The organism is Enterobacter cloacae complex sp. 372C4 (genome assembly GCF_050030615.1).
Classification (GTDB): Bacteria; Pseudomonadota; Gammaproteobacteria; order Enterobacterales; family Enterobacteriaceae; genus Enterobacter; species Enterobacter intestinihominis.
In genome coordinates, this window is record NZ_JBLGUQ010000001.1 from 3,778,816 (window position 1) to 3,795,991 (window position 17,176).

20 protein-coding genes, 1 tRNA gene and 1 other RNA gene are annotated in these 17,176 nt (G+C 53.3%); 13 read left to right on the forward strand and 9 right to left on the reverse strand.

Translation table 11 applies throughout. The features are described 5' to 3' along the window. Positions 1-18 precede the first annotated feature (18 nt). Complete coding sequence (locus tag ACQG11_RS18310) at positions 19-879, reverse strand: pirin family protein (RefSeq protein ID WP_022647694.1); 861 nt, start codon at positions 877-879, stop codon at positions 19-21. Between the two features lie 108 nt (positions 880-987). Between ACQG11_RS18310 and ACQG11_RS18315 the strand changes: the two genes are divergently transcribed. After that, positions 988-1,893, forward strand: a complete 906-nt coding sequence (locus ACQG11_RS18315; protein ID WP_023299771.1) for a LysR family transcriptional regulator — start codon at positions 988-990, stop codon at positions 1,891-1,893. A gap of 62 nt (positions 1,894-1,955) precedes the next feature. On the opposite strand, the gene ACQG11_RS18320 is transcribed toward ACQG11_RS18315, so the two are convergent. Continuing rightward, positions 1,956-2,092, reverse strand: a non-coding RNA gene (locus tag ACQG11_RS18320) — RtT sRNA. A gap of 44 nt (positions 2,093-2,136) precedes the next feature. Next, a tRNA-Ser gene (locus ACQG11_RS18325) sits at positions 2,137-2,224 on the reverse strand. 228 nt (positions 2,225-2,452) lie between these two features. On the opposite strand from ACQG11_RS18325, the gene ghrA reads away from it, so the two are divergent. The 4 genes from ghrA to ACQG11_RS18345 all read left to right on the forward strand — a co-directional run bounded on the left by ghrA (position 2,453) and on the right by ACQG11_RS18345 (position 5,366). Beyond that, the gene (gene ghrA, locus ACQG11_RS18330) at positions 2,453-3,391 is read left to right on the forward strand and encodes a glyoxylate/hydroxypyruvate reductase GhrA (RefSeq protein WP_426728654.1); all 939 of its coding nucleotides are present in this window, start codon (positions 2,453-2,455) and stop codon (positions 3,389-3,391) included. 84 nt (positions 3,392-3,475) lie between these two features. Beyond that, entirely contained in the window at positions 3,476-4,213 is a 738-nt protein-coding gene (locus tag ACQG11_RS18335; RefSeq protein ID WP_022647697.1) for a phosphatase, read from the forward strand. A gap of 19 nt (positions 4,214-4,232) precedes the next feature. Next, positions 4,233-4,787 (forward strand): TorD/DmsD family molecular chaperone, encoded by a 555-nt coding sequence (locus ACQG11_RS18340; RefSeq protein ID WP_022647698.1) that lies wholly within the window; start codon positions 4,233-4,235, stop codon positions 4,785-4,787. 96 nt (positions 4,788-4,883) lie between these two features. Then, complete coding sequence (locus tag ACQG11_RS18345) at positions 4,884-5,366, forward strand: DUF1097 domain-containing protein (RefSeq protein ID WP_072202167.1); 483 nt, start codon at positions 4,884-4,886, stop codon at positions 5,364-5,366. Between the two features lie 43 nt (positions 5,367-5,409). Here the strand turns inward: ACQG11_RS18345 and csgG are convergent, their stop codons facing one another. Genes csgG through csgD form a run of 4 tightly spaced genes read right to left on the reverse strand, consistent with a single transcriptional unit; the run spans position 5,410 to position 7,757 of the window. Further along, positions 5,410-6,243 carry a curli production assembly/transport protein CsgG gene (gene csgG, locus ACQG11_RS18350; protein WP_199159999.1) on the reverse strand — a complete coding sequence of 278 codons (834 nt, stop codon included), beginning with the start codon at positions 6,241-6,243 and terminating at the stop codon, positions 5,410-5,412. A gap of 26 nt (positions 6,244-6,269) precedes the next feature. Further along, positions 6,270-6,686, reverse strand: a complete 417-nt coding sequence (gene csgF, locus ACQG11_RS18355; protein WP_003858054.1) for a curli production assembly/transport protein CsgF — start codon at positions 6,684-6,686, stop codon at positions 6,270-6,272. A 26-nt stretch (positions 6,687-6,712) separates the two neighbouring features. Then, entirely contained in the window at positions 6,713-7,102 is a 390-nt protein-coding gene (gene csgE / locus ACQG11_RS18360) for a curli production assembly/transport protein CsgE (protein ID WP_003858052.1), read from the reverse strand. Positions 7,103-7,106: 4 nt separating this feature from the next. After that, positions 7,107-7,757 (reverse strand): biofilm master transcriptional regulator CsgD, encoded by a 651-nt coding sequence (gene csgD, locus ACQG11_RS18365; protein ID WP_006809293.1) that lies wholly within the window; start codon positions 7,755-7,757, stop codon positions 7,107-7,109. A gap of 743 nt (positions 7,758-8,500) precedes the next feature. On the opposite strand from csgD, the gene csgB reads away from it, so the two are divergent. From csgB to ymdB, 5 genes are all read left to right on the forward strand, one after another. Next, on the forward strand, positions 8,501-8,956 hold the full coding sequence (gene csgB / locus ACQG11_RS18370; protein WP_023299774.1) for a curli minor subunit CsgB: 456 nt from the start codon (positions 8,501-8,503) through the stop codon (positions 8,954-8,956). Positions 8,957-8,995: 39 nt separating this feature from the next. After that, positions 8,996-9,451: a curli major subunit CsgA gene (gene csgA, locus ACQG11_RS18375; RefSeq protein ID WP_003858043.1), complete on the forward strand. Its 456-nt coding sequence runs from the start codon at positions 8,996-8,998 to the stop codon at positions 9,449-9,451. 56 nt (positions 9,452-9,507) lie between these two features. Then, on the forward strand, positions 9,508-9,840 hold the full coding sequence (gene csgC / locus ACQG11_RS18380) for a curli assembly chaperone CsgC (RefSeq protein ID WP_045307927.1): 333 nt from the start codon (positions 9,508-9,510) through the stop codon (positions 9,838-9,840). Between the two features lie 153 nt (positions 9,841-9,993). Next, complete coding sequence (locus ACQG11_RS18385) at positions 9,994-10,314, forward strand: type 1 fimbrial protein (protein WP_045307928.1); 321 nt, start codon at positions 9,994-9,996, stop codon at positions 10,312-10,314. Positions 10,315-10,394: 80 nt separating this feature from the next. Then, entirely contained in the window at positions 10,395-10,931 is a 537-nt protein-coding gene (gene ymdB, locus ACQG11_RS18390; RefSeq protein ID WP_038415816.1) for an O-acetyl-ADP-ribose deacetylase, read from the forward strand. A 41-nt stretch (positions 10,932-10,972) separates the two neighbouring features. On the opposite strand, the gene mdoC is transcribed toward ymdB, so the two are convergent. Beyond that, positions 10,973-12,112, reverse strand: coding sequence for a glucans biosynthesis protein MdoC (gene mdoC, locus ACQG11_RS18395; RefSeq protein ID WP_022647705.1), 1,140 nt, complete (start codon positions 12,110-12,112; stop codon positions 10,973-10,975). Between the two features lie 255 nt (positions 12,113-12,367). Between mdoC and mdoG the strand changes: the two genes are divergently transcribed. From mdoG to ACQG11_RS18410, 3 genes are all read left to right on the forward strand, one after another. Continuing rightward, positions 12,368-13,921, forward strand: a complete 1,554-nt coding sequence (mdoG, locus tag ACQG11_RS18400) for a glucans biosynthesis protein MdoG (protein ID WP_032622136.1) — start codon at positions 12,368-12,370, stop codon at positions 13,919-13,921. Further along, positions 13,914-16,442 (forward strand): glucans biosynthesis glucosyltransferase MdoH, encoded by a 2,529-nt coding sequence (gene mdoH, locus ACQG11_RS18405; RefSeq protein WP_023299777.1) that lies wholly within the window; start codon positions 13,914-13,916, stop codon positions 16,440-16,442. Before mdoG ends, mdoH begins: the two co-directional genes overlap by 8 nt. 84 nt (positions 16,443-16,526) lie before the next feature. Then, the gene (locus ACQG11_RS18410; RefSeq protein WP_003858030.1) at positions 16,527-16,754 is read left to right on the forward strand and encodes a YceK/YidQ family lipoprotein; all 228 of its coding nucleotides are present in this window, start codon (positions 16,527-16,529) and stop codon (positions 16,752-16,754) included. Between the two features lie 7 nt (positions 16,755-16,761). Here ACQG11_RS18410 and ACQG11_RS18415 read toward each other — a convergent pair whose 3' ends face one another. Next, the gene (locus ACQG11_RS18415) at positions 16,762-17,136 is read right to left on the reverse strand and encodes a MysB family protein (protein ID WP_302214973.1); all 375 of its coding nucleotides are present in this window, start codon (positions 17,134-17,136) and stop codon (positions 16,762-16,764) included. Between the last annotated feature and the right edge of the window lie 40 nt (positions 17,137-17,176).

The window sequence follows — 17,176 nt, forward strand, 5'->3', positions numbered from 1 at the left end:
TGCGCTCCTTTATTACGTTTAGATTTGGCCAAAGCGGCCGGAGTTGAAATCGCGAATAGCTTCGGCGATTTCGGTTTTACTGTTCATCACAAACGGGCCATAGCCCACGATGGGTTCATTCAGTGGCTCCCCGGCCATCAGCAACACTTTGGCATCGCTGCTGGCTTCGAGATGCAGCTTGTCGCCGCTCTGACTCAGCACGACCAGCTGCGCCTCACCCGCAGGCGTGGTGCCGTTCACTGTCACGCTGCCCTCAACAACAACCAGCGCCGTGCTCCAGCCTTCGGGCTGATTGAGCGTCAGGTGGCTGCCCTGGTGCAGCGCGAGATCCCATACGTTAAGCGGTGAGAAGGTATGCGCCGGGCCGGTTACCTCTCCAAAGCGGCCAGCAATCACGCGCATTGTTCCGCTGTTATCCGGCAGGGTGACCACCGGGATATCCGCCTGAGTGATGCTCTGGTAGCCAGGCGTCGCCATTTTGTCTTTGGCGGGCAGGTTGACCCACAGCTGCATCATTTTCAGTTCACCGCCTTTCTGCGAGAACGCGCTGGAGTGGAACTCCTCGTGCAAAATGCCTGCGCCTGCCGTCATCCACTGCACATCGCCTGGACCAATAACGCCGCCTCTGCCGGTGGAATCACGGTGCTCAACTTCGCCTGAGTAGACGATGGTCACCGTTTCAAAACCGCGATGAGGATGCTCGCCCACGCCGCGTTTTGCGCCATCCGCCGGGAAGGTATGTGGTCCGGCGTAGTCAAGCAGCAGGAACGGGCTCAGCGGTTCGCCGTGCGTCTGGTAAGAAAACATCGAACGAACCGGAAAACCATCACCGACCCAGTGCGGACGAGGTGCGGTATACACGCCTGTTACGTTTTTCATGATTAACTCCTGATGTCCTGTTGATGTAATTAGCTTATATTCAGGGTTAATATCCCGGTAGATAGCAAAAATGACATTCACTGTTCCTTAAATAGAACAATAGGGCGTATGCAGGATCTCAATGATTTCGTATGGTTTGTGAAGGTGGTGGAGCATGGCGGCTTTGCGGCGGCGGGGCGGGCGCTCGATCAGCCAAAGTCGAAACTGAGCCGTCGGATTGCGCAGCTGGAAGAACGCCTGGGTGTTCGGTTGATACAACGTACCACGCGGCAGTTTGCGGTGACTGAAGTGGGGCAGACGTTCTATCAGCACTGTAAAGCCATGCTGGTGGAGGCTGAAGCTGCGGAGGAGGCGGTGGCTGCTTTACAGGCTGAGCCGCGCGGTATGGTCAGGATCACTTGCCCCGTAACCCTACTGCACGTTCACGTGGGGCCCATGCTGGCGAGGTTTATGGCGCGCTATCCGGGAATTAACCTCCAGCTTGAAGCCACCAACCGCCGGGTCGATCTGGTGGGGGAGGGGGTGGATGTGGCGATCCGCGTTCGTCCGCGCCCGTTTGATGACAGCGATTTGGTATTAAGGGTGCTGGCGGACAGGGGTCACTGTCTGGTTGCCGGGCCGACACTGATTGAACGGATGGGCAACCCGGCGATGCCTTCTGAGCTCAGCGAATGGCCGGGTTTAAGTATGGGCGCTGGTAAACACCTGCATAAGTGGGAGCTGAGCGGGCCGGAGGGGGCGAAAGCAGACATTCACTTCACGCCGCGCCTGGTGACTACCGATATGCTGGCGCTGCGGGAGGCAGCGATGGCGGGCGTGGGCGTGGTACAGTTGCCCATTTTGATGGTGAAGGATCAGCTGGCTTCAGGTGAGCTTGTTCGGGTGCTGAATGCCTGGGAACCCAGAAGGGAAGTGATCCATGCGGTGTATCCTTCCCGGCGCGGCCTGCTGCCATCGGTCAGGACGCTGGTGGATTTTCTAACCGAAGAATATGCCCGGATGGTGGAGGAGTAACGTTTCCAGGGGACAACTGAATGCGAGCACCTAACTATCCCCTCTCCCCTCCGGGGAGAGGGTTAGGGTGAGGGGGGGATTGACTCGCTTCGCTCGCCCTGCGGGCAGCCTGTTCGCTACGCTCACAGTCTGTCCAACTGGCTGCGCCAGTTGTCGAACCCCGGTCGGGGGTTCTCATCCCCCCGCAGTCGTGCAACATGCGAAAAAAAAGCCCGCATTTTCATGCGAGCTTTTCTTAAAATATGGCGGTGAGGGGGGGATTCGAACCCCCGATACGTTGCCGTATACACACTTTCCAGGCGTGCTCCTTCAGCCACTCGGACACCTCACCATATTGTCATCCCGTTGTTGTCGGGACGGGCGCTAATGTAAGGAAAAGCCGTACTGCCGTCAACCCACTTTTTCAGTAATTTAGCGTGTTTAGACAAACTTCAGGCAACCTGATTTCGAAATGTGCGAAAAGCGCCTCTTTTATCAGCAACGCGGTTTAGCGATAAATTTGTTATGCTGGCAAGCCAGTTGAAAATGAAATAAAACAGCGCACTAAAAGGCAATGACTATGGATATTATCTTCTTTCACCCCACTTTTGATACGGCTTACTGGATTAAGGCGCTCACGGCGGCACTGCCTGGCGCACGCGTTCGCGAATGGAAACAGGGCGATAATGAACATGCCGACTACGCGCTGGTCTGGCATCCCCCGGTCGAAATGCTTCAGGGACGCCGTTTGAAGGCGGTGTTTGCTCTTGGTGCGGGGGTGGATTCCATTCTCAGTAAGCTTAAGGCACACCCTGAAATGCTGCCGGAAGATATTCCCCTGTTTCGTCTGGAAGATACCGGTATGGGTGAGCAGATGCAGGAATACGCCGTAAGCCAGGTGCTGCACTGGTTCCGCCGCTTCGACGATTATCAGGCGTTTAAACAGCAATCCCACTGGGAACCGCTCCCGGATTATCAGCGTGAAGATTTCACCATCGGCATCCTCGGGGCGGGTGTGCTGGGTTCGAAAGTCGCCGAAGCGCTCGCCCCGTGGGGCTTCCCACTGCGCTGCTGGAGCCGGAGCCGTAAGGATTATCCGGGCGTCGAGAGCTTTGCCGGATTGGACGAACTCCCGGCGTTCCTGAAAGGGACACGCGTTCTCATTAACCTGCTGCCGAATACGGCGGAAACGGTCGGCATTATCAATGGCACGCTCCTCAACCAGTTGGCAGAAGATAGCTACTTAATGAACCTGGCGCGCGGGGTACACGTTGTGGAAGACGATCTGCTGAAAGCGCTGGATAGCGGTAAACTGAAAGGCGCAATGCTGGATGTGTATAGCCGCGAACCGCTGCCGACAGACAGCCCGCTTTGGGCACATCCACGCGTGGCGATGACGCCCCATATTGCGGCCGTGACGCGACCGGCGGAGGCCGTGGCGTATATCTCGCATACCATCAGCGAAATAGAGAAGGGCAACGCGGTGACCGGACAGGTCGACAGACAGCGAGGCTACTGAGAGAAACCCGGCGTTCGCCGGGTTTTTGCTAATATTCGCCGCTGATAACTGCTATCCTTTGGAAAAACCGCAGAGGAGAGAAAGATGTATCCCGTTGACCTGCATATGCACACCGTCGCCAGTACTCACGCTTACAGTAACCTCCATGATTATATCGCTCAGGCGAAGCTGAAAGGCATCAAGCTGTTTGCGATAACCGATCACGGTCCGGATATGGCGGATGCGCCGCACTACTGGCATTTTGTGAATATGCGTATCTGGCCACGTCTGGTTGACGGTATCGGGATACTGCGAGGCATCGAAGCGAACATCAAAAATACCGACGGTGAAATTGACTGCACCGGCCCGATGCTGACCTCGTTAGATCTGATCCTCGCCGGCTTCCACGAGCCGGTCTTTGCGCCCCAGGATAAAGAGACCAACACTGCGGCGATGATTGCCACCATTGCCAGCGGCAATGTGCACATTATCAGCCACCCGGGAAACCCGAAATACCCGATCGATATTCAGGCCGTGGCACAGGCCGCAGCGAAGCACCGCGTGGCGCTGGAGATCAACAACTCCTCGTTCGTGCATTCGCGTAAGGGCAGTGAGGCCAACTGCCGCGACGTTGCGGCGGCCGTGCGTGACGCGGGCGGAATGGTGGCGCTGGGCTCTGATTCACACACGGCCTTCACGCTGGGTGATTTTAGTGAGTGCCTGAAAATATTGCGGGACGTGAATTTCCCGGAAGAACAGATCCTGAATGTCACGCCGCGTCGTATGCTCGACTTCCTTGAGTCGCGCGGTATGGCGCCGATTGATGAATTTGCCGATCTTTAATTAATAACGGAATAAAAACATGAATGAGTTTTCCATCCTTTGCCGCGTGCTGGGCACCTTATATTACCGCCAGCCGCAGGATCCGCTGCTGGTTCCGCTGTTTACCCTGATTCGTGAAGGTAAACTGGCGCAGAGCTGGCCGCTGGAACAGGATGAGTTACTGGAACGCTTGCAAAAAAGTTGCGATATGCAGCAGATTTCAACGGATTACAACGCGCTGTTCGTGGGGGAAGAGTGTCGCGTGTCGCCGTATCGTTCTGCCTGGCAGGAAGGTGCGACCGAAGCGGAAGTTCGGGCGTTTCTTTCAGAACGCGGCATGCCGCTGACGGATATGCCTGCCGATCATATCGGTACCCTGTTGCTGGCGGCCTCATGGATTGAAGATAAAGCAGGTGATGATGAGAATGAGGCGATTGAAACCCTGTTCGAAACGTATCTGCTGCCGTGGGTCGGAACCTTCCTGGGTAAAGTTGAAGCCCACGCCACCTCTCCGTTCTGGAGAACGCTGGCTCCGCTGACGCGTGACGCTATCGCTGCCATGTGGGATGAGCTGGAAGAAGAGAGTGAAGAGTGATTTTAATCACAAAAATCCTGCAACGATACATTTCAGCTTGCACGTAACGTGCTTCTGATCTCATTTCTAGGGTGCGCATCTGCTAAGATGCGCACCATGAACATATTACTTTGTATTGCAATCACGACTGGCATCCTCTCCGGCCTCTGGGGTTGGGTGGCGGTATCTCTCGGTTTGTTGAGCTGGGCCGGTTTTCTTGGCTGCACGGCCTATTTCGCCTGTCCGCAGGGTGGTTTTAAAGGGCTCTTTATTTCAGGCAGCACGTTACTGAGTGGCGTGGTCTGGGCGCTGATCATTATGAAGGGCAGCGCGCTGGCGCCGCATGTGGAAATCCTGGGGTACGTCATGACCGGTATTGTGGCTTTCCTGATGTGCGTTCAGGCAAAACATCTGCTGTTGTCCTTTGTGCCCGGCACGTTCATGGGTGCCTGCGCGACCTTTGCAGGCCAGGGGGACTGGAAGCTGGTGGTCCCTTCGCTCATGCTGGGATTACTGTTTGGCTACGCTATGAAGAACAGCGGTCTCTGGCTTGCAGCCCGACGCGAGAAGAGCCAGAACGTTCCTGTGGTAAGTAAATAAAAAAAAGGCGAGACGAAAATCTCGCCTTTTTATACGCCGCCAATCATGACTCCGGCGGAACCGACATCTCACGGTATTTCACCAGCACCGCATTACTCACGTCACTTTTATTCTGAAGATCCCACAAGCCGCGATCGATGCCGTCATTAATCAGGAAAATCACCCCGGTTTCGATGGCCGACATCAGACACAGCATGACCGGCTCGTTAGAGGTATAGCCAATTTCAGCCTCCAGCAAACGCTGGTAGTCGATAAAGCGGAATACCCCCGCCTGCACTTCATATGAGAGAATCGTTTTGCTGGTGGTCACGGAGGATAAAATTTCACCCGTGCTCACGTTAACCACGCGCAGGTTGACGGCAATCTGATCCAGCTGATACTGCGTGTCGGCCCCGATACCAAAGTAACGGGCACCCGCGCCGCCCGATTTCACGTTACTTTCGTAGCCGATAATCGAGCCTTCCACCATGATATTGGCTGCGGTGAGAGACTGTAGCGGCATGCGGTTATTGACGCCAACGGTACCATTCTCCTGTGCAGCACGAATGATTTTTCGTTCGTTAAGCAGGTTTTGCAGCCCCTGGCGTTCCAGCGGGATAAACCAGCGCGAATCTTTCAGGGCGGTAACCAGCATCGCGGTGGCGCTCTGCGGTACGGCCGTGGAGAAGTTACTGGCCGGATACGGTTTGAACTGGCCCGTCTCATCCTGAATGTTATAGACCGAGACGAATATCTTCCCGGTAGGACCCGGCAGATGCGTCAGATCCCGATAGCTCTGGGCACGGGGCATTAGGGTGGGTTTAGTGGCTTCTTTTGGCGGGGCAGTTAAACAACCGCTTAATAAGCACACTGCAACTAAAATAAAAAAGCGCTGCATAATAATTGTCCTTATTTCGGGGTTGTTTAGAAATCAGTTGAACTGGTCTGCAAACCGGAAACCTGGATTGTCGACGTTTTACCGGTTTTTCGGTCTGTCACATTTAACTGAAGCTGCCCGTCTTTATTGGCAATATCGACGATAAAGTCATTAGTGACCATCCGGCCGGGTTTTCCGGTATTAATGTTGGTTAATAAGCCACCTAATATTTGCGACTGGATGGCCTGAGTAAAATTATCCAGAGCTGACGGGGTCTCGATACCGAAATCATCGTCATAGCTGGGGTCTTTATAGGAATTTTGAGCCTGCGCCTGGTTAAGCATAAAGGCTCCGTTATTCGGGTTGCCGCCAAAATTAGGGTTGCGGAACTGGAATGTCATATTTCCGGCCCAACTCAACGGCGCAATGAGCATTAACGAAATCACTGTGTGTGCGAGACGCATTACAGCCTCCGAAATAGGTGTCGTTGCTAGAACTCATCTTTTGCTAAATCGCCTGTGCTCAAAAGGGCTTTATCTAACTGTAGGCGGTTAATAGCTTCTTCTGTTTGTGCCAGTGCGAAAGCGACGTTCTGATCGAAGTCTCTTTTCGTTGGGAATAAAAAAGTCTGGTAAATAACGTCCTGATTAGCGGTTATTGTGATCCAGCTTCCCCACCGCGCACTGGGCCGTTCGTTGATGGTTAAATTACCCGGATAATCGCTTTCCCACTTATCGCTGAAGGCACGATAAAAATCGTGTCCGACAGAGGTGACAGTGTGGTCGGTCAACAGTCCAGGAACTTCCACCTCAACAGCCTGAAGGTTTCCGGCAGCAAGCATAATGCCTGCGGCGGCAATCCAACTTAGGGTGCGTTTCATGCTATTAACGCCTGAGGTTATCGTTTGCCCACGACACCGCCTGCGTGCGATTTTTAACAGCTATCTTTTTGAAAAGATTATAAAGATGCGTCTTAACCGTATTTTCGCTGATAAATAACGAACGGGCGATTTCAATATTTGAAGCACCAATACGCAGTTTGTTCAGGATCTCTTTCTCACGGTGCGTCAGAAGGGCCGATTCCGAACTGTTATAGCGATAATTTCCGGAGTGGGTAATGAGGTAGCTGGCCAGTTTTTGCGAGAAATAACACTCCCCCCGCAATATGCCCTGCAAACCCTCCACGACACGGTTTTCTTCTTCTGTAACGTAAAACACGCCGTTAATATGCGGCCAGCTCTCAATTTCGCGGAAAGGATACTCATCAGGCGTATTCAATAACAATACGCGGATATTATTGTTTTTCCTGCTTAAATTATCTTGCCAGTAATGGATCAGTTTTTTATCCGCTTCCATCATATCGAGAAGAATGATGCTGCCAGGAGCGATATCATCAAAAGAACGTTGAATGTTATGAAGTTTCCCGTTAAGTGACAGGCATTGTTTTAAATGCTGCAATAACGCTGTCGCTTGTAAGGAAGGTTTTGTGATCAACAATAATGTATGACCGGGTAAGCTATGGACTTCATTAAACATGATGAAACCCCACGTTATTTATGACACCCGGCAGCTGCCCTCGTATTATTGAAAAGGGCACCAGAAGTACTGCAGGTGTGGCACTGCTGTGTGTAGTTAAAAAACCTTCCTCCAAAGGAGGCGGTAAAATTAAAAACAAATAACGTACTGCTGTTTTCAATCTAGCTATTGCAAACTTTAAAGCAAGTGTTAATCGTGTAACAGAATGTAAAATTCGATATTTATTTGTGTATTTTGCGGGGTTAATAGATTTTAAGATAAGGGGAAAGTTGTACAGGTGTATAAACGTGCACAGATTTTAAAAACCATACGGTATATTATAATGAGTTGTATTATCTGGTTTTTTATTATTGTAAGCCAGCCGGTAAAAAGTATGAACTCTGCTAAAAACATAAGACTTCCCTAAGCCGGAATTTTTTCTTAAGAAAACTTGCTTCGTGTCACGCGCGTGACAAAGGGCATTGTCGTTTTTGTCTGAAGAAGCCGGTACAGGTTGGACAGCCTGTCTCGCTGTTGTACAAGCGCAGGAAGACATTTTTGGTTTCTGCTTTAGGCGAGTATCCCGTCGTTTCAGGCGAGATTTACGACTTTGAGGTGAAGGGGAATATAAAAATAAGGCGCACGGGTGAGATATTAAACATGTTTCGGCAGACATACTCTTTTCCGTAACGCGGCGTTAACAAAACGAATCGCGTTAACGGAGTAAGGAATACCTTTTTTATAGCCAGGTCCAGGGTGACAGCATGAAAAACAAAACGTTGTTTATGATGTTTACATTACTGGGTGCGCCTGGGTTTGTAATCGCAGGTGATTCAGATTTAGCCAGTTCTGAATATAATTTTGCGATAAATGAATTAAGTAAAGCTTCATACAATCAGGCAGCCATTATTGGTCAACAGGGTTCAGGAAATAATGCTGATGTACGCCAGGGCGGTTCTAAATTGCTGTCCGTTATTTCCCAGGAGGGCGGGAATAACCGCGCGAATGTTGATCAGTCAGGGACGTATAACCTTGCTTATATCGATCAGACCGGCAACGGCAACGATGCGAGTATTAAGCAGGGCGCTTTTGGCAACACCGCCATGATTATCCAGAAAGGCTCGGGTAACAGGGCGAATATAACGCAGTATGGTACGCAGAAAACAGCAGTTGTAGTACAGAGACAGTCGCAAATGGCTATTCGCGTTATTCAACGCTAGCGATGTGTGACGCCTTAATCAATCCGATGGGGGTTTACCATGAAACTTTTCAAAGTGGCAGTTATTGCAGCAATCGTAGTTTCTGGCAGTGCTTTCGCAGGTGCGGTACCACAATTTGGCGGCGGTCACGGTGGTGGCTGGGGTGGCGGCAATAACGGCCCTGACTCAACCCTGAGCATTTACCAGTACGGCGGCGGTAACTCCGCGCTTGCTTTGCAGACGGACGCCCGAGATTCTGAATTGACCATTACCCAGCATGGTGGCGGTAACGGCGCAGATGTTGGCCAGGGCTCTGATGACAGTTCTATCGATCTGCTGCAAAAAGGCTTTGGTAACAGCGCCACCATCGACCAGTGGAATAGCAAAGACTCTGTTATCAACGTGAAACAGTTCGGCGGCGGCAACGGCGCGGCGGTAGACCAGACAGCGTCCGGCTCAACGGTGACTGTGCACCAGGTTGGCTTCGGCAACAACGCGACCGCACACCAGTACTGATTCATTTCTGTACCAAAAAACAGGGCATGCGCCCTGTTTTTTTTCGGGAGGATCTCATGAGCACCTTCATTCTCCTTGCCGCGCTTGCCAGCCAGATAACGTTCAGCACCTCACAGCAGGCAAATGTGACAACCATTATTCCTCAGGTCACGCTGGCAGACGCCTGCGAATGTCAGGTTGAGGTGTTATCTGTCCGACAGGGGCAGGGGGGACAAAGTACATCGCGGCAGAAAAATACTCTTTTTATACCCGCTAATCAGCCGATTGATTTAACGCGAATCAGTTTAAATATTCGCTCAGGGGATGCGGTAAAAATAATCGTCACCGTTTCCGATGGAAAATCGCTTCATTTATCACAGCAGTGGAACGCACCGGCAAGGACGCTTTAATCATTCATAAAATCAATGATTTAATAAAGTGGCGGCGCTGCACAGGTAAGCTATGCTGATATCAAGAACCCAGCAAACGGGTTGCTTAAATTGATACGTCATAACGGAGCGTTTTTACCCCTCAAGGACGAATTTCATTGAGGAGTACAAATAATGTTCAAATCCGCAGCGTGTATTATTTCTGGTCTGGGACTGATCCTGTCCTCTTTTTTTTCTCCGGCTTATTCAGCAACTATAGAGAATGGTGGGGTGATTCATTTTCGTGGCGCGGTGGTCGCTGACCCGTGCGAAGTCACGCCCCGGCATCGGCAGTTTGCGATTTCCTGCCCGGAAAATAACCGTATGAAAACGCATACCATCAGTTATGACGAGGCGCTCCGGGGCCATCATCCTCACTCAGCGCTGGCCGCTGTCACCATGAAATACCTGAATGAAAAGAAAACGCTTGCGGTCGTTCAGGTGGATTACCGTTAACCGCCGTTTTTTTCGCGACAGTTTTTCTCCTTCTCCCTCTGCGATACACTGATGAAAAAGGCGGGTTGCAGAGGGTGTTTATGAGACCGCAAATCGACGTTATTCATGGCGATATCACGACGGTGCACGTTGACGTGATCGTCAACGCAGCCAATTCCTCCCTGATGGGTGGGGGCGGGGTAGACGGTGCCATTCACCGGGCCGCGGGCCCTCAGCTCCTTGAAGCATGCAAAACCGTGCGCCAGCAGCAGGGAGAGTGCCCGCCGGGGCATGCTGTTATTACGCTTGCGGGCGATCTCCCGGCCAAAGCGGTGATCCATACCGTTGGACCCGTCTGGCACGGTGGCGACCGCCATGAGGCTGAGATTCTGGAGCAGGCTTATCGTAACTGCCTGCGGCTTGCGGCAGATAACGGCTATAAGACAATGGCGTTCCCCGCCATTAGCACCGGGGTGTACGGTTATCCAAAGGAAGCGGCAGCTACGATCGCCGTGAATACCGTTTATCACTACCTTTCCCTCAAACCCATGCCGGAAAAAGTCATTTTTGTCTGTTTCGATGAGCACACCGCCGACCTGTATCAGCGGCTTTTGACCGCGCGCAGCCAAGCATTTTGATGTCTGAAAAGCAAAAACGGCGCTCTGGAGGCGCCGTTTTGTTATCCCGCTTTAACCTGAGGTTTGCCTGAGAACAGGAAACGCAAAAGCGGGATCCGCAGGTGGATTTCATACAACACGATGGCAATGCCAACCACAAAGACCAAACCGGTGAAGAAGCCCAGCGCATTCGATTTGATATGCGGCGTAATGTACGCCCCGAAAAACAGCGTCAGCGGATGGTGGACCAGGTAGATAAACAGTGAAGCATTAACGAAATAGGTGACGCGACTTGATTTAAAATTCAGCAGACGATGGCCAAGGGCAAACACCACGTTAACCATCCACAGGCCCATCAGCATCGTTATCACGCTCTCTGTCTCATACATCCACGCGTCCCCGCTGCCAAAGCGCTGATTGAGAAGATAGGCGGCGAAGGCCAGCGCAGCACCCACCGCACACCAGGGGGAGGGGGTGGTAAACAGCGCTTTAAGCCGGGGATGAATAAATGCCAGCGCCCCAATCAGGAAGAAGGGAATGTAGAACAGGGTCTGCATCACCACGAAATTAAACAGCCCATCACTCAGAATGGGAGGGTAGACAATGAGCAGGGTACGCCTGACGGCGGCATACGCGACCCCCAGCGCAAGAAACAGCAGCGACAGCTTGCCCAGGGTGATGTTGGCGAAGAAGGTCGAGGTTGCGGCGCTCGCGCGCTGGCGCAGTTGACTGAAGATCAGCAAACTCACCGTGGTAAGCACCACCAGTACCAGCAGGAACCAGAGGTGGGAAATCAGCTCCCAGACCAGGGTGTTGTATTTCTCATAGAACGAGAGATTAGGCCAGTTTTCCGCCTTGCCTTTAACATGCTGCAACATGATGAACTGCGGCAGCGTCAGCAGCGGAATGGCCGTCAACATGGGTATGCCCACGCGCTCCACGCGCACTTTCCACCACCGCTTGAGGGGATAGCGCAAGAAGAGCATGTAAGAGAAATAGCCTGAAATGACGAAAAACACCTGCATGCGGAAGGCATGGATAAAATCATTGAACAGCGTCAGCCACCAGGAGGGCATCTGGCTGTTCACATGCCAGGTGTGGCTGGAATAGATCAGTGAAATATGAAAAGGGATCCCCAATAGCATGAGCCATGCGCGGATCGAGTCGAGGAAATATTCACGTTGTACAGGGGTTGTGCTCATATAACTTTGCGCATTCTCAGACTTTTCGCCTTATCCCTAAGGCTCATAATGGTTACATTCGGAGCCAACCCTACACCAAGACCGACACCCTGTCTCCAGGATAAGCACGCAAAGTGAAAAGCGGGTTCTTTCATTTGCTTAATCCATGAGCCAGCGAGCTGAACAAAGCAGTGATAATGTTGTCGGATTGCCTGAGTTTCCATTAAAATGGATCGGATCGATATAAGCACACAAAGGGGGAAGTGCTTACTTATTATGAAACATAAACCACAAATGATGAAAATGCGTTGGTTGGGTGTAGCAGTGCTGTTGTCACTGTATACCTCATCTGCACTGGCCTTTAACATCGATGATGTCGCAAAACAGGCTAAATCGATGGCGGGCAAGAGCTACGAAGCGCCAAAAAGTAACCTGCCCTCCGTTTTCCGCGACATGAAATACGCGGACTATCAGCAGATCCAGTTCAATCACGATAAAGCGTACTGGAACAATATTAAAACCCCGTTCAAGCTTGAATTTTACCACCAGGGTATGTACTTCGACACGCCGGTTGCCATCAATGAAGTGACGGCGACCGCGGTACGTAAAATCAAGTACAGCCCGGATTATTTCAATTTTGGCGATGTGCAACACGATAAAGACACGGTGAAAGACCTCGGCTTCGCAGGCTTCAAGGTGCTTTACCCGATTAACAGCAAAGATAAAAACGACGAAATCGTCAGCATGCTTGGCGCCAGCTACTTCCGCGTGATTGGCGCGGGGCAGGTGTACGGGCTTTCTGCGCGCGGTCTGGCAATTGATACCGCGCTGCCATCAGGTGAAGAATTTCCACGTTTTCGCGAGTTCTGGATCGAACGTCCAAAACCAACCGACAAACGTCTGACAATTTATGCGCTGCTGGACTCCCCTCGTGCGACAGGCGCTTATCGCTTCGTGATCATGCCAGGGCGTGACACGGTGGTTGACGTGCAGTCTAAAGTTTACCTGCGCGATAAAGTGGGCAAACTGGGCGTCGCGCCGCTGACCAGCATGTTCCTGTTCGGGCCGAATCAGCCGTCTCCGGCGACTAACTTCCGCCCTCAACTGCATGATTCTAATGGCCTTTCCATTCATGCTGGTAACGGCGAGTGGATCTGGCGTCCGCTGAACAACCCGAAACACCTCGCCGTCAGCAGCTTTGCGATGGAAAACCCGCAGGGCTTTGGTCTGCTGCAACGTGGCCGTCAGTTCTCCCGCTTTGAAGATCTGGACGACCGCTACGATCTGCGCCCAAGCGCCTGGGTTACACCGAAAGGCGACTGGGGTAAAGGCAAGGTTGAGTTGGTTGAAATTCCAACCAATGATGAAACCAACGATAACATCGTGGCGTACTGGACACCGGATCAGCTGCCTGAAGCCGGTAAAGAGATGAACTTCAAGTATGCGATCACCTTCAGCCGTGACGAAGACAAACTGCACGCACCGGATAACGCGTATGTGATGCAGACGCGTCGTTCTACGGGGGACGTGAAGCAGTCCAACCTGATTCGTCAGCCGGATGGCACGCTGGCATTTATCGTGGACTTCACCGGGCAGGATATGAAAAAACTGGCGCCGGATACTGCCGTGACGGCACAGGCCAGCATTGGCGATAACGGTGAAATCGTTGAGAACGCCGTGCGTTACAATCCGGTCACCAAAGGGTGGCGTTTGACCCTGCGCGTGAAGGTGAAAGATCCGAAACAGACCACTGAAATGCGCGCCGCGCTGGTCAGTAACGATAAGCCGCTGAGTGAAACCTGGAGCTATCAGCTACCTGCCAATGAATAATACATCTGAATATATTGATGCCATGCCGCTAACGGACATTGAAAAAGCGGCACTCCCTGCGAGCGACATCCGCGCGGTTCACACCGCGCTGGATGGTGAACATCGTCACTTTTCCCGTGATGATGATACGCCGCTGGGGTCAGTGAAGGCACGTCTGGAGCAGGCATGGCCAGACTCGCTGGCAGAAGGGCAGTTAATCAAGGATGACGAAGGGCGTGACCAGCTACAGGCGATGCCGAAGGCCACGCGTTCCTCTATGTTCCCCGATCCGTGGCGCACCAACCCGGTGGGTCGCTTCTGGGATCGCCTGCGTGGGCGTGACGTGACGCCGCGCTATCTGTCACGTCTGACCAAAGAACAGCAGGCGTCCGAGCAGAAATGGCGTACCGTGGGAACGATTCGTCGTTACATTCTGCTGCTGCTGACGCTGGCACAGACGGTTGTCGCCACCTGGTACATGAAAACTATTCTGCCGTACCAGGGCTGGGCATTGATTAACCCTGCTGACATGATTGGCCAGGATATCTGGGTCTCCTTCATGCAGCTGCTGCCGTATATTTTACAGAGCGGCATCCTTCTGCTGTTTGCCGTGCTGTTCTGTTGGGTCTCCGCCGGGTTCTGGACGGCGCTGATGGGCTTCCTGCAACTGCTGATGGGGCGTGACAAATACAGCATTTCCGCGTCGACGGTCGGGGATGAACCCCTCAATCCTGAGCACCGTACCGCGCTGATCATGCCTATCTGTAACGAAGATGTTGACCGCGTATTCGCCGGGCTGCGTGCCACCTGGGAGTCCGTAAAGGCGACCGGTAACGCGGCGCATTTCGACGTCTACATCCTGAGCGACAGCTACAACCCGGATATCTGCGTGGCAGAGCAAAAAGCCTGGATGGAGCTGATTGCTGAAGTGCAGGGCGAAGGGCAGATCTTCTACCGTCGTCGTCGTCGTCGTGTTAAGCGTAAGAGCGGGAACATCGATGACTTCTGTCGTCGCTGGGGTAACCAGTACAGCTACATGGTGGTACTGGATGCGGACTCCGTGATGAGCGGCGACTGCCTGAGCGGGCTGGTCCGTCTGATGGAAGCCAATCCGAACGCGGGTATTATTCAGTCCTCGCCAAAAGCGTCCGGTATGGACACGCTATATGCGCGCTGCCAGCAGTTTGCGACCCGCGTCTACGGGCCGCTGTTTACTGCCGGTCTGCACTTCTGGCAGCTGGGTGAATCTCACTACTGGGGCCACAACGCCATTATCCGCGTGAAGCCATTCATCGAGCACTGCGCCCTGGCGCCGCTGCCGGGTGAAGGATCGTTTGCCGGGTCCATTCTGTCGCATGACTTTGTGGAAGCCGCGCTGATGCGTCGCGCAGGGTGGGGCGTCTGGATTGCCTACGATCTGCCGGGCTCGTATGAAGAGCTGCCGCCGAACCTGCTGGATGAGCTCAAGCGCGACCGCCGCTGGTGTCACGGTAACCTGATGAACTTCCGCCTGTTCCTGGTGAAGGGGATGCACCCTGTTCACCGTGCGGTGTTCCTGACGGGCGTCATGTCCTATCTGTCTGCGCCGCTGTGGTTTATGTTCCTGGCACTCTCGACCGCGTTGCAGGTTGTGCATGCCCTGACGGAGCCGCAGTACTTCCTGCAACCGCGCCAGCTGTTCCCGGTGTGGCCGCAGTGGCGTCCGGAGCTGGCGATTGCGCTGTTCGCGTCGACCATGGTGCTGCTGTTCCTGCCTAAGCTGCTCAGTATCATTCTGATCTGGTGTAAAGGTTCGAAGGAGTACGGTGGTTTCTGCCGTGTAACCCTTTCACTGCTGCTGGAAGTGCTGTTCTCGGTCCTGCTGGCACCGGTGCGTATGCTGTTCCACACGGTATTCGTGGTGAGCGCGTTCCTGGGATGGGAAGTGGTGTGGAATTCACCGCAGCGTGACGATGACTCTACGCCATGGAGTGAAGCCTTTATGCGCCACGGCTCTCAGCTGCTGCTGGGCCTGGTGTGGGCCGTTGGTATGGCCTGGCTGGATCTGCGTTTCCTGTTCTGGCTGGCGCCAATCGTCTTCTCGCTGATCCTGTCGCCATTTGTGTCGGTGATCTCCAGCCGTTCTACGGTGGGCCTGCGTACCAAACGCTGGAAGCTGTTCCTGATCCCGGAAGAGTATTCTCCGCCGCAGGTGCTGGTGGATACCGATACCTATCTGGAGCAGAACCGCAAACGCACGCTGGATGATGGCTTTATGCACGCCGTGTTTAACCCGTCATTCAACGCGCTGGCAACCGCGATGGCGACTGCGCGTCACCGCGCCAGCCAGGTGCTGGAGATCGCCCGCGATCGCCACGTTGAGCAGGCGCTGAATGAGACGCCAGAAAAGCTTAACCGCGACCGTCGTCTGGTGCTGTTGAGCGATCCGGTGACGATGGCACGGCTTCACTACCGCGTGTGGACTTCTCCGGAGAGATACTCTTCGTGGGTGAACTACTACAAGGACGTGAAGCTGAATCCGCTGGCCCTGAAGGCGAAGTAAGTTGTTAAGTAGGGCGGGTAAGCGAAGCGCCACCCGCCAAATAAAATACCGGCTGTGAGGCCGGTATTTTTTTAGAGGTCAGAAATGAAAGTAATCATCGTCGTCATGATGGCATGCCTGCTCAGCGGCTGCGGCAGCATCATCAGCCGCACCATTCCCGGACAGGGCCACGGGAATCAGTACTACCCCGGCGTACAGTGGGATGTCCGCGATTCCGCATGGCGCTATCTCACCGTGCTCGATCTGCCGTTTTCGCTGATTTTCGACACGCTACTGCTGCCCATCGATGCCAGCCACGGCCCTTACGAGTAACGAGAGCTTATCGCTCGTCCCATTCGTCCGCTGCGGCCTGACCTTCTTCGGTATCCAGCGGCGGTTCGAGCTGAAACTCACCTTCATCCCATTCATGCAGCGTATTTTCTTCCAGCCACTCCTGACGTAACTCAATTTCGTCATAGTCGCCGTCGAATACCGCCTGCGCACCTACACCACTCAGTATCGGCAGACATTCTCCGTCTTCACCTTCATCAGCAAAGAATTCGGCCTGCCACATAATATCGCCGTCCTGAAGGACGTATTTTTGGATATTGAGTTGTTGCACGTCAGCATCTTCTTCCTCAATGCCGGGATTATCGGCGAGGAATTCTTCGCGAGCGGCATCGATAGCTTCTTCCAGCGTGGCGTACATGGTCATTGGTGTCTCCCTGTTTTTCGTGAAGGTATTCAGGGAAAGA

What these genes read in the sequence shown, in the direction of transcription:
- ACQG11_RS18310 (WP_022647694.1), bottom strand. Translation starts at nt 879, where the DNA reads ATGAAAAACGTAACAGGCGTGTATACCGCACCTCGTCCGCACTGGGTC.
- ACQG11_RS18315 (WP_023299771.1), top strand. Translation starts at nt 988, where the DNA reads ATGCAGGATCTCAATGATTTCGTATGGTTTGTGAAGGTGGTGGAGCAT.
- ghrA (WP_426728654.1), top strand. Translation starts at nt 2,453, where the DNA reads ATGGATATTATCTTCTTTCACCCCACTTTTGATACGGCTTACTGGATT.
- ACQG11_RS18335 (WP_022647697.1), top strand. Translation starts at nt 3,476, where the DNA reads ATGTATCCCGTTGACCTGCATATGCACACCGTCGCCAGTACTCACGCT.
- ACQG11_RS18340 (WP_022647698.1), top strand. Translation starts at nt 4,233, where the DNA reads ATGAATGAGTTTTCCATCCTTTGCCGCGTGCTGGGCACCTTATATTAC.
- ACQG11_RS18345 (WP_072202167.1), top strand. Translation starts at nt 4,884, where the DNA reads ATGAACATATTACTTTGTATTGCAATCACGACTGGCATCCTCTCCGGC.
- csgG (WP_199159999.1), bottom strand. Translation starts at nt 6,243, where the DNA reads ATGCAGCGCTTTTTTATTTTAGTTGCAGTGTGCTTATTAAGCGGTTGT.
- csgF (WP_003858054.1), bottom strand. Translation starts at nt 6,686, where the DNA reads ATGCGTCTCGCACACACAGTGATTTCGTTAATGCTCATTGCGCCGTTG.
- csgE (WP_003858052.1), bottom strand. Translation starts at nt 7,102, where the DNA reads ATGAAACGCACCCTAAGTTGGATTGCCGCCGCAGGCATTATGCTTGCT.
- csgD (WP_006809293.1), bottom strand. Translation starts at nt 7,757, where the DNA reads ATGTTTAATGAAGTCCATAGCTTACCCGGTCATACATTATTGTTGATC.
- csgB (WP_023299774.1), top strand. Translation starts at nt 8,501, where the DNA reads ATGAAAAACAAAACGTTGTTTATGATGTTTACATTACTGGGTGCGCCT.
- csgA (WP_003858043.1), top strand. Translation starts at nt 8,996, where the DNA reads ATGAAACTTTTCAAAGTGGCAGTTATTGCAGCAATCGTAGTTTCTGGC.
- csgC (WP_045307927.1), top strand. Translation starts at nt 9,508, where the DNA reads ATGAGCACCTTCATTCTCCTTGCCGCGCTTGCCAGCCAGATAACGTTC.
- ACQG11_RS18385 (WP_045307928.1), top strand. Translation starts at nt 9,994, where the DNA reads ATGTTCAAATCCGCAGCGTGTATTATTTCTGGTCTGGGACTGATCCTG.
- ymdB (WP_038415816.1), top strand. Translation starts at nt 10,395, where the DNA reads ATGAGACCGCAAATCGACGTTATTCATGGCGATATCACGACGGTGCAC.
- mdoC (WP_022647705.1), bottom strand. Translation starts at nt 12,112, where the DNA reads ATGAGCACAACCCCTGTACAACGTGAATATTTCCTCGACTCGATCCGC.
- mdoG (WP_032622136.1), top strand. Translation starts at nt 12,368, where the DNA reads ATGAAACATAAACCACAAATGATGAAAATGCGTTGGTTGGGTGTAGCA.
- mdoH (WP_023299777.1), top strand. Translation starts at nt 13,914, where the DNA reads ATGAATAATACATCTGAATATATTGATGCCATGCCGCTAACGGACATT.
- ACQG11_RS18410 (WP_003858030.1), top strand. Translation starts at nt 16,527, where the DNA reads ATGAAAGTAATCATCGTCGTCATGATGGCATGCCTGCTCAGCGGCTGC.
- ACQG11_RS18415 (WP_302214973.1), bottom strand. Translation starts at nt 17,136, where the DNA reads ATGACCATGTACGCCACGCTGGAAGAAGCTATCGATGCCGCTCGCGAA.